This window comes from Pollutimonas harenae, assembly GCF_004153685.1.
Classification (GTDB): Bacteria; Pseudomonadota; Gammaproteobacteria; order Burkholderiales; family Burkholderiaceae_B; genus Pusillimonas_C; species Pusillimonas_C harenae.
Window position 1 is genome coordinate 1,091,872 of the sequence record NZ_SDQD01000001.1, and the last position, 15,869, is coordinate 1,107,740.

Below are 15,869 nucleotides of genomic sequence, written 5' to 3' on the forward strand. Positions count from 1 at the left end.
TGTTAAATTGTTGTCATGAAAGAAAGAAAAGTCATTACCCGAGGCGAGCTTAAAACCTTTGTTCCCATTACTACGCGCTGGATGGATAACGATGTTTACGGACATGTGAACAACGTCAACTATTATTCTTTCTTTGATACGGCGGTCAATCAGAACCTGATTGACATGGGCATGCTCGATATCGCCAATAGCAGCGCAGTCGGTCTGGTCGTGGAAACGGGCTGCACTTATTCCGCCTCGGTATCATTTCCCGATAAGCTCGAAGTCGGCTTCAAGGTCGCGCATCTTGGTACGAGCAGCGTTCGTTACGAGCTGGGTTTGTTCAAGCAGGGCGAAACAACGGCGGCAGCTCAAGGGCATTTTGTGCACGTTTATGTTGATCGCGAAACAAGAAGACCCGTGCCGATTCCGGCAGAGCTTAAGGCAAAGCTGGCGCAGCTTGTCGTATAGCTAGCGGGGCCTAAGGGGTGCTGGCGTCTGGCCGTAAGCACCCCTGGGCTGCAATGCCGTCATTCAACCCTTAAATCGTGGTATTTGCGCCCCAGTTCTACCGTGGCTCGGAAAAACCCCGCCTTGCTGCCGCAGTCGTACCGCAATCCTTCGTATTGCAGGCCAAATACACTGCGGGCGGTCAGCAGGCTGGCGATGCCATCGGTAAGCTGGATTTCGCCACCCACGCCGGCCTGGGTCTGGCGCAAGTGCTGGAAGATTTCGGGTTCGAGCACATAGCGGCCCACCACGGCCAGGGTGCTGGGCGCGTCGGCGGTGTTGGGTTTTTCGACAATGCTTGAAATATTGGTTGTATTCGGGCTGACCTGGGTGCCTGAAATAATGCCGTAGCGGTCAGTTTCTTCGGGCCGTACGTTTTGTATGGCCATGACACTGCCTTCGTGCTTGTGTGCGGCGTCGATCAGTTGTTGGGTAACAGACGTGCTGGCGTCGATCAGGTCATCGGCCAGCAGCACGGCAAAAGGTTCGTCGCCCACAATGGGGGCTGCGCACAATACGGCGTGACCCAGGCCCAACGGGGCAGGTTGACGGGTATAAATGCAATTGACGTTGGAAGGCAGCACGTTGCGCACAATTTGCAGCATTTCGTGCTTGTTCTTGGCTTCAAGTTCAGCTTCAAGCTCGGGGACGCTGTCGAAGTGATCTTCAATGGCGCGCTTATTGCGGCCGGTAATGAAAATCAGCTCGGTGATACCGGCGGCAATGGCTTCCTCGACCGCGTACTGGATAAGCGGCTTGTCGACGATAGGGAGCATTTCTTTGGGCATGGCCTTGGTGGCCGGCAGAAAGCGGGTACCCAGACCGGCAACAGGGAATACGGCTTTGCGAATTGGCTTCATAAACAATGAGTAAAAGTGAATGCTAGGTTAATGATACGCTAACGATGTTGCGGTCATCCGCTATACACTGTGGCTATTCATTACAGAATGGCAGTGCCATCGATTTTATGCGTGTTTTGTTTCTTGTGGTCGTGTTGGCGAATCTGGGTGTGCTGGCTTTGGGCCAGGGTTTTTTTGGGCCTGCGCCTATCGAGCAGGGCCGCGAAGCGCGCCATTTGTCTGAACGAAACCAACAGGCCGTGCAGTTGGGCGAGCCCCGCGCCGATTACTGATCTGGCTCTTGAGCCAGGCGCGCCAGGCCGTCCAGTACCGGCGTGGCCAGCCATTGTATGGGCCGTAGCGGCAAGTGCAGGTCGGCTTGGGCTCTTGCCAATAGCCGCTGGGCTTCATCTTGCACCCCGGGCCAGCCGCCGCCCGAACTAAACACGATGGGCGCATGCCCATAGCGTTCCAGGCCTTCGCGCCACTGGCGCAGCAAGGCGCCCGCTTGTGCGGCGGCAATGCCGCTGCTGATGGCTTGTTGGGTGTCTACCGGGTAGGCATGCGCGGGGCCGTCGGCTTCGGGCAGTCTTGCGGTGCCGGCTGCCAGCGATGTACGCATCAGGGCCGGGCCAGGAAAAATCAAACCGCCTTCAAAGACAAAGCGTGCACCGTCATTGGGGTGAGCCTGGTCTGCTGCCGAGTCATTGAGTGGCCGCAGGGTGTCCAGGGTGGTGGCCGTGCCGAAGCTGGCCAGCATCAAGGGGCTGTCGCCGCCGTCCTGCTTGAGAGCGTGTTGTGCCAGGCCCAACATGGACACCCAGCGGTCGGTGCCCAGTTGTTCGTGCCGGTAGGCGTTGCGCACGCCTGCGGCTAATGGCTGGCCTTGCACCCAGCGGCTTGCCAGGCCGTAATGTTGTGTCAGGATGGCATCCAGTGCGGCGCTTAGTTCAGGTCTGGCGACGCTGACGCCCAACACAGCGCCAGGGCGTTCGTTCAATTGGGCCAGCCAGGCCGGGAATTGCCCGACGGCATTGTGCTCCAGCGTCAGGGGTTGGTGTTCGCGCCGACCACTGCCGGGTTCGAGCCAGCCCACCTTGATGCGGGTGTTGCCAATGTCGATCAGGAGTTTCATGGTTGGGTCACTTCACTTTGAGGCCGGACGGACACTTCGCCTACCGTTACTGCCTGTTCGCCCTGTGGGCTGCGTAGCAGTAATTGTCCCAGTCGATTGACGCCGCAGGCAATACCCGCCTGCAGCAGGCGGCCGTCGTCCAGTATGTTTACATGTTGCCCCAGCAAGGCATCGACCTGGGCGTAGCGCTCGGGCAGAAAGTCCAGACCATGGGCGGTGACTTGGTTAAGGCAGTCGTACCAGGACTGGGCAATGCGTGCCACCAGGCCGGCTGCCGGGACGGTGGCGACGCTGCTGTCTTTGGCTGTGATTTCCGACCAGTCTGCCACCTTGCGGTTCAAGGATGTGCTCAGTGCGCGTGCATCGTCGAGATTCAGGCCCATGCCTATGATGGCTACGTGGTGGTCGGGCGATAGGCGTGCGGTGCCTGCGCGGGACACTTCAACCAGAATGCCGGCCAGTTTGGCGGATTGCCATTGCAGGTCGTTGGGCCATTTCATGGTCAGGTGGCCGCGCTGTTCGGGGCTGATGAGTTCGCGCAGGGCCTCGCAGGCGGCCAGGCCGGCCAGGGGGGATAGCGTGGGCAGTTCTTTGGGCGGCAGGAAGACGTCGAAAGCGCAGGAAAACATCAGATTGGCCCCGGGCCGGTTCTGCCAATTGCGTCCGGCCCGGCCCCGGCCCCGTTCTTGCAGATGAGCACCCAGCAACCAGGGGCGGGCCAGCGGACCGCTGGTGCTGCGGGCCATGGCCAATAGATCGGCATTGGTCGAGTGCGTGGTCTGGACCCAGCGCACTTGCCGGAAATGCGGCAGAGCGGCGCTTACCTGGTTCAGCATTTGTTCCGGGTCGGGTAAATGCAAGGGAGTGCTGATCGTCATGGTGGAGCCTGGCCACACGAGAGGCGGCCTGATAAGGGTGGCGTAAAATATGCGTGCTTGTGTTTATAACTCAAACTGGTGGCTATGCTTGCTCGTACCGAGAAAATAACTTTTCAGGGCGAGGCCGGAGTCATTGACTGCGCCCTCGACTTGCCCATGACACCCCCCATCGGCTGGGCTTTGGTGCTGCATCCGCATCCACTGCATGGCGGCGCCCGCGACAATAAAATCGTCACAACCATCTCGCGCGCCTGCGTCGAGCGCGGCCTGATGGCAGTGCGCCCCAATTTTCGAGGCGTGGGCGAGTCTGCCGGTGAATTCGATGCTGCCGTGGGCGAAACCGCCGACATGCAGCAATTGGTCCGGCAGTTTGCACAGGCCCATCCAGAGGCCGCCGCTGGCAAATGGGTGCTGGCTGGTTTTTCTTTTGGCACATCGGTGGCTGCCCAGCTGTATTCGGTTCTGGCCGAGCAATCGCAAGCTGTGCCCGATGCGTTACTATTGTTTGGGCCTGCGGTGGAACGATTCAAGTTTCGAACTGTCTCTGTTCCAGACGATACCTTATTGGTCCACGGCGAAGCCGACGAAGTCGTGCCTTTGTCTGAAGCCATGAGCTTTGCCCAGGCCCACGATCTTCCTGTAACGGTCGTGCCAGGCGCCAGTCATTTCTTTCATGGCAAGCTTGTCGTGCTGAAGCGTTTATTACAGCAGCGGCTGGGTTTGCTATGACGCTCCGTTCAAATTCATTTACGATACGCCAATGACATTTCAACAAAAACCTCGTGCCCATTCTCCCCGATACCTTGCTTATGCCGTCAGCCTGACGCTGGCCCTGGCGTCGGCCGTTGCCCAGGCTCAAGATGCCGCCGCACCGGCCGATGCGGCGCAAACCGCGGTCAGTCCGGTCACTAGTCCTGTCAGCACGGCCGTAACTACGGTCGGCGAGCTGGCCACGGTACCTGCGCCCGCGCTTACGGCGCGCGCCTGGATGACTCTAGACGTAAACAGTGGTCAGGTCATTGCCGCCCAGAATCTCGATGAGCCCGTCGAGCCCGCATCGCTGACCAAGCTGATGTCGGCCTATGTGGTATTTGAAGCCCTTGAAAACAACAGGCTGACGCTAGACCAAAAAGTACCGGTATCGGAAAAGGCCTGGAAGACCGAAGGCTCGCGCATGTTCATCAAGGTGAACAGCCAGGTTTCGGTCGACGACCTGCTTCAGGGCGTAATCGTGCAATCGGGCAATGACGCTACGGTGGCCTTGGCCGAGGCTGTGGCTGGCAGCGAAGATGCCTTCGTTACGCTCATGAACGAAGAAGCCGCAAGACAAGGCTTGCGCGACACGCATTTTGAAAACTCCACCGGTCTGCCAGGGGCTACGCACCTGACTACCGCGCGCGACCTGGGTATGCTGGCCAAGAATCTGGTGACTGATTTTCCGCAGTATCTGCACTATTACAGCCAGAAAGAATTCACCTACAACAACATCAAGCAAAACAACCGCAATCGCCTGCTCTGGTCCGACCCCACCGTCGACGGCCTGAAAACCGGGCATACACAGTCGGCCGGCTATTGCCTGGTGACCACGGCCTTGCGCGATGGCCGCCGTGTGGTGTCGGTGATTGTGGGTGCGGCCAGCGATGCGGCCCGTACTGAAAACAGCCTGAAGCTGCTGAACTGGAGCTTCCAGAACTTTGACACCATTAAGCTGTACGACAACGACAAGCCTGCCGTCACCGCCAGGGTGTGGGAAGGCGAGGCCAAAAATGTAGGCCTGGGCTCGACTACCCCCACCTGGGTCACCGTCCCGCGCGACAAGGCCGAGCAGATCAAGCCGGTTGCCCAATACAACCAGCCACTGGTTGCACCGCTTAAAGCGGGTACCAAGGTCGGCAAGGTAACGCTGTCGCTCGATGGCCGTGTGCTGCGCGAAGATCCTCTCTATGTCTTGGCCGACGTGCCTCAGGCGGGTTTCTTCAGCCGTATCGTCGATAAAGTCCGTTTGTTATTTCAGTAAGGCACACCACCATGATTCCCAATGTCGATAACGACAGTATTGTTTACTTGAATGGCGACTACGTTCGCTTGGGCGACGCCAAGGTCTCTGTGCTGGACCGCGGGTTTATTTTCGGTGACGGTATTTACGACGTGGTGCCTGCCTACAATGGCAAGCCGTTTCGCATGGATGGCCATTTGGCCCGCCTCGAGCGCAGCCTGGCGGCCATCGATATCAAGGTCGACCTCAAGCGTGCCGACTGGGAAGCGCTGGTGCTCGACCTGCTGAAGCGCTCGGGCCTGGGCGATTGCATGGTTTACATACAGGTTACCCGAGGCGTGGCCAAGCGCGACCACGGCTTTCCGGCCAATACGCCAGCCACCATTTTCTGCATGGTTTCGCCTTTCGCACGGCCAGGCGCCGCTGCGCGCGAACAGGGCCTGTCGGCAGTAGGCATCCCCGATGTGCGCTGGTTGCGTTGCGAGATCAAGTCGGTTTCCTTGCTCGGCAATGTGCTGGCCAAGCAGCATGCGGTCGATGCGGGCGTTGACGAAGTCCTGCAGTTTCGTGATGGCTATTTGTCCGAAGGCTCGTCCTGCAATATCTGGATGGTCAAAAATGGCGAGCTGCTGGCTCCCCCACGCAGCAATCTCATCCTCGAAGGCATACGTTACGGCCTGATGGAAGAGCTGGCTGACGCCGATGGCATTGCCTTTGCGGCCCGGCCCATTTCGCAGCAAGAGGTCGACGAGGCCGACGAGCTGATGCTGTCGTCAGCTACCAAAGAATTGCTGCCTATTACCCGCTACAACGGCAAGCCGGTGGGCTCGGGCAAACCTGGCCCGGTCTATGCACGCCTGCGCGCCGGCTACGATAAGGCGATCGAAGCGCTGTAGGTCTTCTGGCGCCGTGGCCCTATAGGTAGCGACGCCAGCAGGTACAGCCACGATCAATATGACCATGCAAGACATTCCACCAGAAGACTCGCTCATCGAATACCCCAGCGACTTTCCCATTAAAGTCATGGGCAAGGCGCATCCTGATTTTGCGCAGATGCTGACTGAACTGGTGCGCGAGTTCGATCCGGAGTTCGATCCGGCTACCGTCGAAATGCGGCCCAGTCGCAGCGGCAAGTATCTGGGTCTTACTTTTACTGTGCGTGCCACCTCGCGCGAGCAGCTGGACAACCTATATCGCGCCCTGCATGGCCACCATATGGTTTCCATAGTGCTGTAGGCATGACTCACTGCAAGTGGCTGTCCGGGCCTGTCGAATACTTGCCGGTATGGCAAGCCATGCGCGAGTTCACCGAGGCACGCACCGACGGTACTCCCGATGAAATCTGGCTGGCCGAGCACCAGCCCGTGTATACCCTGGGCCAGGCCGGCAAGCCGGAGCATGTACTCAATAGCGGCAGTGTGCCCGTGGTGCACTGTGATCGCGGCGGGCAGGTGACCTATCACGGACCAGGCCAGGTCATGGCGTATTGCCTGGTCGATTTGCGCCGCATGAATTTGTTCGTCAAAGAATATGTGGCCTTGCTCGAAGATGTAATCATCCAGGTGTTGGGCGAACTGGGTCTGGCTGGGGCGTGCCGCAAGGCCGGCGCACCGGGTGTTTATGTACCGGTTTCCCATCTATTGCCAGAATTCCGTCTGGCGCCCGGGCCGGGCGATGACGGTCTGGCCAAGATTGCGGCGCTAGGCATCAAGATACGCAAAGGCTGTGCCTATCATGGCCTGGCTCTGAATGTAGACATGAATCTGGATCCGTTCCTGGGCATCAACCCTTGCGGCTACGAAGGCTTGCAGACAGTGGATTTGCGATCTTGTGGCGTACAGGCTACGGTTGCCGAAGTGGGCGATCTGCTGGCCCGGCGCCTGATGCAGGCTTTTAATCAAGGAGAACCGGCATGACATCGGACAACACAGTTTTGCTGACAGAGGCAAAAGCCGGCGTCGTCACGCTGACCCTGAACCGACCCGATCAATTCAATGCCTTGTCCGAAGAGCTGCTTGAGGCTTTGCGCAATGCACTGGCGGCCGTTGCGCAGGACGACAGCGTGCGCTGCGTAGTGCTGGCCGCCAATGGCCGCGCGTTTTGCGCCGGACATGACCTGAAGCAAATGCGCTCCAACCCTGAGCAACATTATTACGAGCAACTGTTCGCGCAATGCAGCCGTGTCATGCAAAGCATCGTGAATTTGCCCGTGCCGGTCATCGCCAAGGTGCATGGCATGGCCACGGCAGCCGGTTGCCAGCTGGTAGCCAGCTGCGACCTGGCGATTACGGCCGATACGGCCAAGTTTGCGGTGTCGGGCATCAATGTGGGCCTGTTCTGCTCGACACCGGCCGTGGCCCTGACGCGCAATGTGCCTGCCAAGAAAGCCTTTGAAATGCTCATGACCGGCCAATTCATCAGTGCCGACGATGCCTTGGCGCATGGCCTGGTCAATGATGTCGTGCCGCTGGACCAACTGGACGCCCGAATCGATGCACTGGTGCGGTCCATTTGCGACAAAAGCCCGGTGGCGGTGCGCACCGGCAAGGGCATGTTCCAGCGCCAGCGTGGCATGAACCTCGGTGACGCCTACGACTACGCCGGCCAGGTCATGGCGCAGAACATGATGGCCGAAGACGTCGCCGAAGGCATAGACGCCTTTATTCAGAAGCGACAGCCTGTCTGGAAGGGCAGGTAATTTCTGATACGCCCGCAGGGCCATTAGGTAAGGCAAGGGGTCGCGCGTTAAAATGCACGATTAGACTTCTATGCCCGATAAACGACGCTCATGTCGCTTATCGACGTTCTTTCAATAATGACGCGTGAAGCACGCTGCCATTTTTAGCGCACAAAAAAGGTTTTGTGCGCAGGGAATCGTATGACTACACCTGTTGATCAGTCTGCCGTCCGTAAACCTACCGTGCGTCCCGCCTACGACCCAACGCAAAAGCAGAAGTCGGGCGACAAGACCTCGCGTATCCCCATCAAGGTGGTCCAGACCGAACGTCTGAAAAAGCCCGAGTGGATACGTGTGAAGGCCGCCGCGCCCGGATCGCGATTTTACGACATCAAGAAAATTCTGCGCGAACACAATCTGCATACCGTGTGCGAAGAGGCTTCGTGCCCCAATATCGGCGAATGTTTCGGCAAAGGCACGGCTACCTTCATGATCATGGGCGACAAGTGCACGCGTCGCTGCCCTTTCTGTGATGTGGGCCACGGTCGCCCCGATCCCCTTGACGTCAACGAGCCCGTCAATCTTGCTCGCAGCATTGCCGCCATGAAGCTGTCGTATGTGGTCATTACCTCGGTCGACCGCGATGACTTGCGCGACGGCGGTGCCGGCCACTTTGTGGAATGCATACGCCAGGTGCGCGAACTGTCGCCCACCACCCGCATCGAGGTGCTGGTGCCCGACTTCCGTGGTCGGCTCGATCGCGCCCTGGGCATACTCAACGATGGTCCGCCCGACGTCATGAACCACAATCTCGAAACCGTGCCCCGTTTGTACAAGCAGGCGCGTCCGGGTTCCGACTACCAGCACTCGCTCAAGCTGCTGTCCGACTTCAAGGCCTTGCATCCCGACGTGCCCACCAAGTCGGGCCTGATGCTGGGCCTGGGCGAAACCGACGAAGAAATCCTTGAGGTCATGCGCGACATGCGTGCGCATAATGTCGACATGCTGACCATAGGCCAGTATCTGCAGCCCTCCGAACACCACCTGCCGGTATTGCGTTACGCACATCCCGACGTCTTCAAGATGCTCGAGCGCGAAGCCTATGCCATGGGCTTTACCCACGCTGCCGTGGGTGCCATGGTGCGCTCGTCCTACCATGCCGACGAGCAGGCGCACCGCGCCGGAGTAGCTTAAGGGCTTGCGCCGGGAATGCTTGTAGCGCCGCTTGAACCGGCGCTACAAGCGCTATTTCTTCTATGCGCCGAATCGTGACGCTCAGGCGTTTGTCGTTTTGGGGCCGTTCAATTTATTGAAAGACTCATTCAACTGGTCGAACAGCCAGTCTTTGAATGCCACCATCTTGGGCAGGTGAGCTTTCGCCTGCAAGTACAGCAGACGGTGATAAACCAGCAGGGCGGGTTCTGTTCCCAAGGGCAGAACCAGCTTGCCACTTGCTACCTCCCGCTCGGTCTGCAGTCGACTGTCCAATATCACGCCCAATCCATCGACAGCTGCGCTGATGGCCATGAATGAGCGATCGAATCGTGGACCGTAGTGCATATCAGAAGCGCTCACCTGATGCTGCTTGGCCCAGTCCTGCCAGGTAATCAGGTTGACTTCCGATTGGATAAGGGTGTGATGTTGAAGGTCTTTTGGACTGTTGATGGGTTTGTCTCCGTAAGCTACCTCGGGCGCACACATGACTGCCAGGGGCTCTTTGGGAAAAGGGACGACGATAGTGCCTGGTTCTGGATTCACCGGGCCATATCGAACATCAAAATCCGCTGCCTCCGCCGTCAAATCGATGGGGCTGGTTGAGGCGTTGAGCCTTATGCCGATATCGGGATGAAGCATGCTGAAGTGTGAGAGCTTGGGCATGAGCCATTGTGATGCCAGGGTCGGTGCACAGTGGATGGTGAGAATATCTTGCTTGCCATAGTTCTGCATATTGAGCGTGGCCGCGTCGATAATGCCCAGCCCACGCGTAATCGCTTCGGCGTAGTGGCGTCCCGCGTCGGTCAATACGATTCCCCGATGAATGCGGTGAAATAAGGTAATGCCCATTCTTTCTTCCAGCAAGCGGATCTGATGGCTGATGGCCGATGGCGTCAGGTTCAGTTCCGCTGCTGCTGCGGCAAAAGAGCCCAGGCGCGCGGCGGCTTCGAAGGCCTGAATAGACTTTAGGGAAAGTGATGGTCGCATGGTGAGCCTTTATCTGAACCTTGGTCTTTCGGGTGAATTTGCTTCATCTGTATGGCGACTTTATTCGTTTGTCGGATGCATAAAGGGTTACTAGAATTCATCAATAACTAAAGCGTCATCGTGGCGCAACATAAAACGACAGAGGCAAAAAATGCAAGGACTACTGAGCAATAAAGTTGCAATCGTTACGGGTGCTGCTTCGTTGAACGGCATTGGCCGTCGTACGGCAAAGCTTTTTGCCGAGCATGGCGCAACCGTGGTGATCGTCGATCTGGACGCAGGCGCGGCAAGCGCTGCGGCGGAAAGCCTGGGGCCAGGTCATCTGGGGCTCGCCGGTAATGTCACCAGCCGGGATGATTGCCAGAAGGCGGTCGATACGGTGTTGCAAAGCTATGGCAAGGTCGACGTGTTGGTGAATAACGCAGGTATTACCCAGCCATCCAAAATCATGGATATTACCGGCGAAGATTACCAGCGTATCACCGACGTGTCGTTGCGCGGCACACTATACATGAGTCAGGCGGTTATTCCGACCATGCGCCAGGCGGGATCAGGTTCTATTGTTTGTCTGTCGTCGGTGTCGGCCCAGCGCGGTGGCGGTATTTTCGGCGGCCCTCATTATTCGGCGGCAAAGGCGGGCGTGCTGGGTCTGGCACGCGCCATGGCCCGCGAACTTGGTCCCGATGGCGTGCGTGTCAATGCGCTCACTCCCGGACTCATTCAAACCGACATTACCGCCGGTAAGCTGGGCCCCGAGATGAAGGCCGAAATTCTAAAAGGCATTCCATTGAATCGCCTGGGTGAGGCAGTCGATGTGGCTAACTGCTGCCTGTTCCTGGCAAGCGATTTATCCAGCTATCTAACCGGCGTCACGCTGGATGTTAACGGCGGCATGCTCATTCATTAATGGACGAACTATGACTACAGAACAACTGGCTGCCCTTGCGCACCGGGCATATCGAATCAGGCGCTACGCCCTTCAAATGGGCGAGGTTCAAGGGCAGGGCTATATCGGCCAGGCGCTGGGCTACGCGGATGTGCTGGCTGCTGCCTACCTCCATGCCATGAATATTGATCCCGCCAACCCTGAGTGGGAAGGGCGTGACCGCTTCCTGCTCTCGCATGGCCATTACGCCATTGCTCTTTATGCTGCACTGATAGAGGCGGGTGTCATCGCTGTGGAAGAGCTTGAGAGCTATGGGTCGGACGACAGCCGTTTACCCATGTCGGGTATGGCCAGCTATACGCCGGGCATGGAAATATCCGGCGGCTCGTTGGGGCAAGGCCTCAGCATCGCTGTGGGCATGGCCCTGGGACTCAAGCAAAAAGGCGGCAAGCAATTCGTCTACAACTCGATGTCCGACGGCGAGCTTGATGAGGGTGCTACCTGGGAAGCGGCCATGTCGGCAAGCCACCACGGTCTTTCCAACCTCATCTGTCTGGTCGACATCAATAATCAGCAAGCCGACGATAACTCGAACAAGATACTGGGCTTTGAGCCGCTGGCCGATAAATGGGACGCGTTTGGCTGGCATGTGCAGCGTGTCAATGGCAACGATTTGCCCGCTGTTGTTGCCGCTTTTGATGCGGCCAGGAACCTTGACGAGGCCAAGCCCAGAGTCATTCTGTTCGACACCCTCATGGGTAAAGGTGTGCCCTTCCTGGAACAGCGGGACAAAACCCATTTCATTCGTGTGGAAGCTTCGGAATGGCAGCAAGCCATTGCGATTCTGGATGCCGCAAACCTGGAAGAGTGTGAGTCATGAATACTGCAAGCCTTAAAAAACCCAAGTTGACGACCTCGGCCATGATCGCTTCGATTGCGGCTGATGGCCAGCCGGTCGAATCGGCTCCGTTTGGCCATGCGCTGGCCGAGTTGGCCAGGCATCGCCCCGAGATCGTCGGTATGACCGCAGATTTGGCCAAATACACCGACTTACATATATTTGCTCAGGCGCATCCTGATCGCTTCTTCCAGATGGGCATGGCCGAACAGCTGCTGATGGGCGCGGCAGGCGGTATGGCAAAAGAAGGCTTCGTGCCTTTTGTCACGACCTATGCCGTATTTGGAACACGTCGTGCCTACGACTTTATTCATCAAATCATCGCCGAAGAGCATCTCAACGTCAAAATCTGCTGCGCCTTGCCGGGCTTGACTACAGGGTATGGACCCAGCCATCAGGCTACCGACGACATTGCCATGATGCGCGCCGTTCCCGGCCTGACCATTGTTGATCCATGCGATGCGCTCGAGCTCAAACAGGCCGTACCCGCCATTGCGGCGCACGCCGGACCCGTCTATATGCGTTTGTTGCGCGGGAATGTGCCCGTTGTCCTTGATGAGTACGACTACAAGTTTGAGCTGGGCAAGGCCAAATTGCTATGCGACGGGAATGATGTATTGATCATTTCCAGCGGTCTGTTGACCATGCGTGCACTGGAAACCGCCAAGGCACTCAAAAAAGAAAACGTGGGTGTAGCGGTGCTGCATGTGCCCACCATCAAACCCCTGGACCGCGCAACGATACTCAAAGAGGCCGGGCGCTCCGGACGCCTGGTGGTGGTTGCGGAAAACCATTCCGTCATGGGGGGGCTGGGCGAGGCAGTCGCCGCCTTGCTGCTAGAGAACGGCGTTACCCCGGCATTCCGCCTGGCGGGTCTGCCCGACGAGTTTCTGGATGCGGGGGCTTTGCCCACTTTGCACGACCGCTACGGAATATCCACCGAAGTATTAAGCCAGCGCATCAAGCAATGGCTGAAGTAGGCAGTTAGCACAAAGGGGAAGCTGCTGCGTGCAGCCCCTTTTTCTTATTACACAACAATAGTCAGGAGACAAATTAATGAAAAAAACACTATTCGGTTTGCTGGTTGCCGCGTCGATCATGGCGCTTCCGGTTTCGGCTCAGCAAGTGTTGCGGCTTTCGCATAACGCATCACCCGGAAATCCCAAATCTGAAGCGTCCTTGCTGTTTGCCAAGCTGGTCGAGGAAAAAACCGAAGGGCGCATTAAAGTAGAAGTGGGTGGTGCCGCCCAATATGGTGAAGATGTTGAATCGCTCACCAATATGCGTCTGGGTACACTGGCCTTCAGTGCAAATTCCCAAGGGCCTACCTCGGGTGTTGTTCCGGAGTTTTCGGTACTGGGCCTGCCATTCCTGTTCAAGGATCTCGAGCATGCCTATAAGGTTATCGATGGGCCGGTTGGCGACAAGCTGGCCGAGCTGGCCGATGCAAAGGGGCTGGTGCTATTGTCCTTGTGGGATAACGGCATCCGCCACGTCAGCAACAATGTGCGCCCCATCAAGACTCCTGCGGACCTTGAAGGGATCAAGCTGCGTACTCCGCCCGATCCTGTCACGATCGACATCTTTACTGCACTGGGCGCCAACCCTACGCCGCTGGCCTTTTCCGAGTTGTACATTGCGCTACAGCAGGGTGTTGTAGACGGACAAGAAAATCCGTTCATGAATATCTATTCCACCAAGCTGCATGAAGTGCAGAAATACATTTCAATGACGGCGCACAAGTACGAAACCACGCCCTTCCTGGCCAGCAAAATCGTGTTTAACGGTTTTTCCAAAAAAGACCAGGCCCTGATCAAAGAAGCAGCCGTCGAAGCGGCCAAGTTCAACCGTGAAGAGTCATTGAAGTCAGATGCCAAGCTACGCCAGGTATTCCTGGATGCCGGCCTTGAAATCAACGAAATCGACTCCGCGCCCTTCATCGAAAAAACCAAGGGTGTGTACGATAAATGGCGTAAGGATTACCCCGAAATGGTCGAGCTGGTTGTCAGCGAGGCGAGGGATTAATGAGCGGCACCAATGGCTTGCCCTTAAGGGCAGCCACTGGGCTGGATAAAGTCATTTATCTTGCTTCGGTGGTTATTGCCCTGGGTTCATTGTTGGCCATGTTTGTGGCGCTGTTGCTCGAAGTGGTGGTGCGCTATGCCACGAACAGTGGCTTGGGCTGGCCTACCGAGCTGCCCAGTCTGCTGTTTCCGTGGCTGGTCATGAGTGGTGTCGTACTGGCCGCACAGCGGGGCCAGCATATAGCAGTCACCGCGATTCTGCATATTCTGGGAAAGACCAGCATGCGTATTTTGCTGATCGCTCTGCAGCTGATGTTGATTGTGGTGTTTCTTTATTTGGCCGAAGTGGGGCTCAGAGTCATCGAGGTGACCGGAACAGAAGTCTTTCCCGTGACGCGCATTACTGCCAAATGGGCTTATTTGTCCTTGATTGCGGGATTCGTTGGCGTTGCGCTGACGGCCTTGAGCACGATTGTCCAGCTGGTAGTCGCTCCTGATCCCGCTGCCGTGCGGGCACACAAGGCGGAGGAAGACATATGACCTTCCTCATGTTGGCCATATTCATGGTGCTGTTGGTACTGGCGATGCCTGTTGGTTTCGCTCTGGTGATCAGTTCCGGCATTGCAGTCATCACGGCCGGTGGTATGCCTAGTGTGGTGGCGGTCGTCAAGCTGTTTCAGCCCACCCAAAGCTTTCCGCTGCTGGCCATACCGTTCTTCATCTTGTCCGGAAACCTGATGATGGGTGGTGTGCTGGGCAAGAAGTTGATTGAATTCGCGACGGCGTTGGTCGGTCGTTTTCATGGTGGCCTGGGGCAAGTAGGCGTGGTGGGTTGCACCGTATTTGGCGGCGTGTCGGGCTCAGCAGTCGCAGAGGCTTCAGCATTGGGCAGCATGATCATTCCCTGGCAAAAAAGGGTGGGTTACCCGCCGGCGTTTGGTGCGGCCTCGATTGCGGCGTCATCCGTTATTGCAGGGATGATTCCGCCCTCCATTCCGTTGATTTTGTATGCATCGGTTGCCAATGAATCCATCGCAGCATTGTTTCTTGCCGGTGTGTTGCCAGGTTTAATGCTGTGTGTGGGCTTTATCCTTGTTTGCTATTTCAGCGGACGGCTGCGTAATTTCCCGAGACTTGCGCAAGGTGTCACTTTGAAAGGCATCTTGCGTGCGGCGGTGACCGCCATGCCTGCATTGATCATGCCTATATTGATCCTTGTGTTGTTGCGGGGCGGTATTGCCACGCCCACCGAGGTCAGTGTTGTGGCGGTCGCCTATGGCTTTGTTGTCAGCGCCCTCGTGTATCGCGACCTTAGCGTAAAACGGGTATATGACGCGTTGGTCGGCACAGCAGTGACAACCGGGGTCGTTATGTTGGTGATCGCGGCGTCCAATCTGGTTGGCTACGTGCTGATCATGGAAGATGTCCCCAATATGGCGGCCAAGTGGACGATGGATGTTCTGAAGTCGCCCGAGCTGGTCATCTTGATGATGAACATCATTATGTTGTTTGTCGGCATGTTCCTGGATTTGCCGGCTGCAATCCTGCTGCTGGGTCCCACCTTTGTGGCAATGGCTAACGAAATAGGCCTTGATACGGTTCAGCTTGGCGTAATGATGGCCATTAATCTGAGCATTGGCTTGTTCACGCCGCCTGTAGGAACGACTTTGTTTATTGCCGCGGCGATATCCAAAGAGCGGGTCGGAAGCATTGCTAAAGAGCTTTGGCCGTTCTACGCCGTCGCCATTCTGGTTTTGGGTCTGCTTTCTTACTTCCCGGCATTCACTTTGTATTGATTGCAACAACAACTACTTTTACTCGCTGGCCGGCTGATATTCAGCCGTG

General features: G+C 57.2%; 19 protein-coding genes. 15 read left to right on the forward strand and 4 right to left on the reverse strand.

All coding sequences use genetic code 11. From position 1 onward, the window contains the following. The first annotated feature begins 15 nt into the window (after positions 1–15). Positions 16–450 carry an acyl-CoA thioesterase gene (locus ERD84_RS05150; RefSeq protein ID WP_130038527.1) on the forward strand — a complete coding sequence of 145 codons (435 nt, stop codon included), beginning with the start codon at positions 16–18 and terminating at the stop codon, positions 448–450. A gap of 59 nt (positions 451–509) precedes the next feature. Here the strand turns inward: ERD84_RS05150 and galU are convergent, their stop codons facing one another. Beyond that, positions 510–1,349: a UTP--glucose-1-phosphate uridylyltransferase GalU gene (gene galU / locus ERD84_RS05155; RefSeq protein ID WP_130038528.1), complete on the reverse strand. Its 840-nt coding sequence runs from the start codon at positions 1,347–1,349 to the stop codon at positions 510–512. Positions 1,350–1,456: 107 nt separating this feature from the next. Between galU and ERD84_RS15940 the strand changes: the two genes are divergently transcribed. Next, positions 1,457–1,621, forward strand: coding sequence for a hypothetical protein (locus ERD84_RS15940; RefSeq protein WP_167667255.1), 165 nt, complete (start codon positions 1,457–1,459; stop codon positions 1,619–1,621). Here the strand turns inward: ERD84_RS15940 and ERD84_RS05160 are convergent. Together ERD84_RS05160 and ERD84_RS05165 are read right to left on the reverse strand one after the other, a co-directional pair. Then, the gene (locus ERD84_RS05160) at positions 1,615–2,463 is read right to left on the reverse strand and encodes a type III pantothenate kinase (RefSeq protein WP_130038529.1); all 849 of its coding nucleotides are present in this window, start codon (positions 2,461–2,463) and stop codon (positions 1,615–1,617) included. The genes ERD84_RS15940 and ERD84_RS05160 overlap by 7 nt on opposite strands. Beyond that, positions 2,460–3,341: a biotin--[acetyl-CoA-carboxylase] ligase gene (locus ERD84_RS05165; protein WP_130038530.1), complete on the reverse strand. Its 882-nt coding sequence runs from the start codon at positions 3,339–3,341 to the stop codon at positions 2,460–2,462. The genes ERD84_RS05160 and ERD84_RS05165 overlap by 4 nt, the downstream gene beginning before the upstream one ends. An 84-nt stretch (positions 3,342–3,425) precedes the next feature. Between ERD84_RS05165 and ERD84_RS05170 the strand changes: the two genes are divergently transcribed. The 7 genes from ERD84_RS05170 to lipA all read left to right on the forward strand — a co-directional run bounded on the left by ERD84_RS05170 (position 3,426) and on the right by lipA (position 9,208). After that, positions 3,426–4,070 (forward strand): alpha/beta hydrolase, encoded by a 645-nt coding sequence (locus ERD84_RS05170; RefSeq protein ID WP_130038531.1) that lies wholly within the window; start codon positions 3,426–3,428, stop codon positions 4,068–4,070. A 31-nt stretch (positions 4,071–4,101) separates the two neighbouring features. Next, the gene (locus ERD84_RS05175; RefSeq protein ID WP_130038532.1) at positions 4,102–5,358 is read left to right on the forward strand and encodes a D-alanyl-D-alanine carboxypeptidase family protein; all 1,257 of its coding nucleotides are present in this window, start codon (positions 4,102–4,104) and stop codon (positions 5,356–5,358) included. Positions 5,359–5,369: 11 nt separating this feature from the next. Next, positions 5,370–6,233, forward strand: coding sequence for a D-amino acid aminotransferase (locus ERD84_RS05180; protein WP_130038533.1), 864 nt, complete (start codon positions 5,370–5,372; stop codon positions 6,231–6,233). A gap of 52 nt (positions 6,234–6,285) precedes the next feature. After that, positions 6,286–6,573 carry a DUF493 family protein gene (locus tag ERD84_RS05185; RefSeq protein WP_280634396.1) on the forward strand — a complete coding sequence of 96 codons (288 nt, stop codon included), beginning with the start codon at positions 6,286–6,288 and terminating at the stop codon, positions 6,571–6,573. 2 nt (positions 6,574–6,575) lie between these two features. Then, entirely contained in the window at positions 6,576–7,253 is a 678-nt protein-coding gene (lipB, locus tag ERD84_RS05190; RefSeq protein ID WP_130038535.1) for a lipoyl(octanoyl) transferase LipB, read from the forward strand. Continuing rightward, positions 7,250–8,035 carry an enoyl-CoA hydratase gene (locus ERD84_RS05195; protein WP_130038536.1) on the forward strand — a complete coding sequence of 262 codons (786 nt, stop codon included), beginning with the start codon at positions 7,250–7,252 and terminating at the stop codon, positions 8,033–8,035. Before lipB ends, ERD84_RS05195 begins: the two co-directional genes overlap by 4 nt. Positions 8,036–8,215: 180 nt before the next feature. Further along, positions 8,216–9,208: a lipoyl synthase gene (lipA, locus tag ERD84_RS05200; RefSeq protein WP_130038537.1), complete on the forward strand. Its 993-nt coding sequence runs from the start codon at positions 8,216–8,218 to the stop codon at positions 9,206–9,208. An 81-nt stretch (positions 9,209–9,289) separates the two neighbouring features. Here the strand turns inward: lipA and ERD84_RS05205 are convergent, their stop codons facing one another. Next, the gene (locus ERD84_RS05205; protein WP_130038538.1) at positions 9,290–10,216 is read right to left on the reverse strand and encodes a LysR substrate-binding domain-containing protein; all 927 of its coding nucleotides are present in this window, start codon (positions 10,214–10,216) and stop codon (positions 9,290–9,292) included. Between the two features lie 151 nt (positions 10,217–10,367). Between ERD84_RS05205 and ERD84_RS05210 the strand changes: the two genes are divergently transcribed. The 6 genes from ERD84_RS05210 to ERD84_RS05235 all read left to right on the forward strand — a co-directional run bounded on the left by ERD84_RS05210 (position 10,368) and on the right by ERD84_RS05235 (position 15,820). Beyond that, positions 10,368–11,123, forward strand: a complete 756-nt coding sequence (locus ERD84_RS05210; protein WP_130038539.1) for an SDR family NAD(P)-dependent oxidoreductase — start codon at positions 10,368–10,370, stop codon at positions 11,121–11,123. 10 nt (positions 11,124–11,133) lie between these two features. Beyond that, positions 11,134–11,982: a transketolase gene (locus ERD84_RS05215; protein WP_130038540.1), complete on the forward strand. Its 849-nt coding sequence runs from the start codon at positions 11,134–11,136 to the stop codon at positions 11,980–11,982. Further along, on the forward strand, positions 11,979–12,980 hold the full coding sequence (locus ERD84_RS05220; protein ID WP_130038541.1) for a transketolase family protein: 1,002 nt from the start codon (positions 11,979–11,981) through the stop codon (positions 12,978–12,980). Before ERD84_RS05215 ends, ERD84_RS05220 begins: the two co-directional genes overlap by 4 nt. Positions 12,981–13,056: 76 nt before the next feature. Continuing rightward, positions 13,057–14,025, forward strand: coding sequence for a TRAP transporter substrate-binding protein (locus ERD84_RS05225; protein ID WP_130038542.1), 969 nt, complete (start codon positions 13,057–13,059; stop codon positions 14,023–14,025). Further along, positions 14,025–14,564, forward strand: a complete 540-nt coding sequence (locus ERD84_RS05230) for a TRAP transporter small permease (RefSeq protein WP_180001911.1) — start codon at positions 14,025–14,027, stop codon at positions 14,562–14,564. Before ERD84_RS05225 ends, ERD84_RS05230 begins: the two co-directional genes overlap by 1 nt. Then, positions 14,561–15,820, forward strand: coding sequence for a TRAP transporter large permease (locus ERD84_RS05235; RefSeq protein ID WP_130038543.1), 1,260 nt, complete (start codon positions 14,561–14,563; stop codon positions 15,818–15,820). Before ERD84_RS05230 ends, ERD84_RS05235 begins: the two co-directional genes overlap by 4 nt. Positions 15,821–15,869 lie beyond the last annotated feature (49 nt).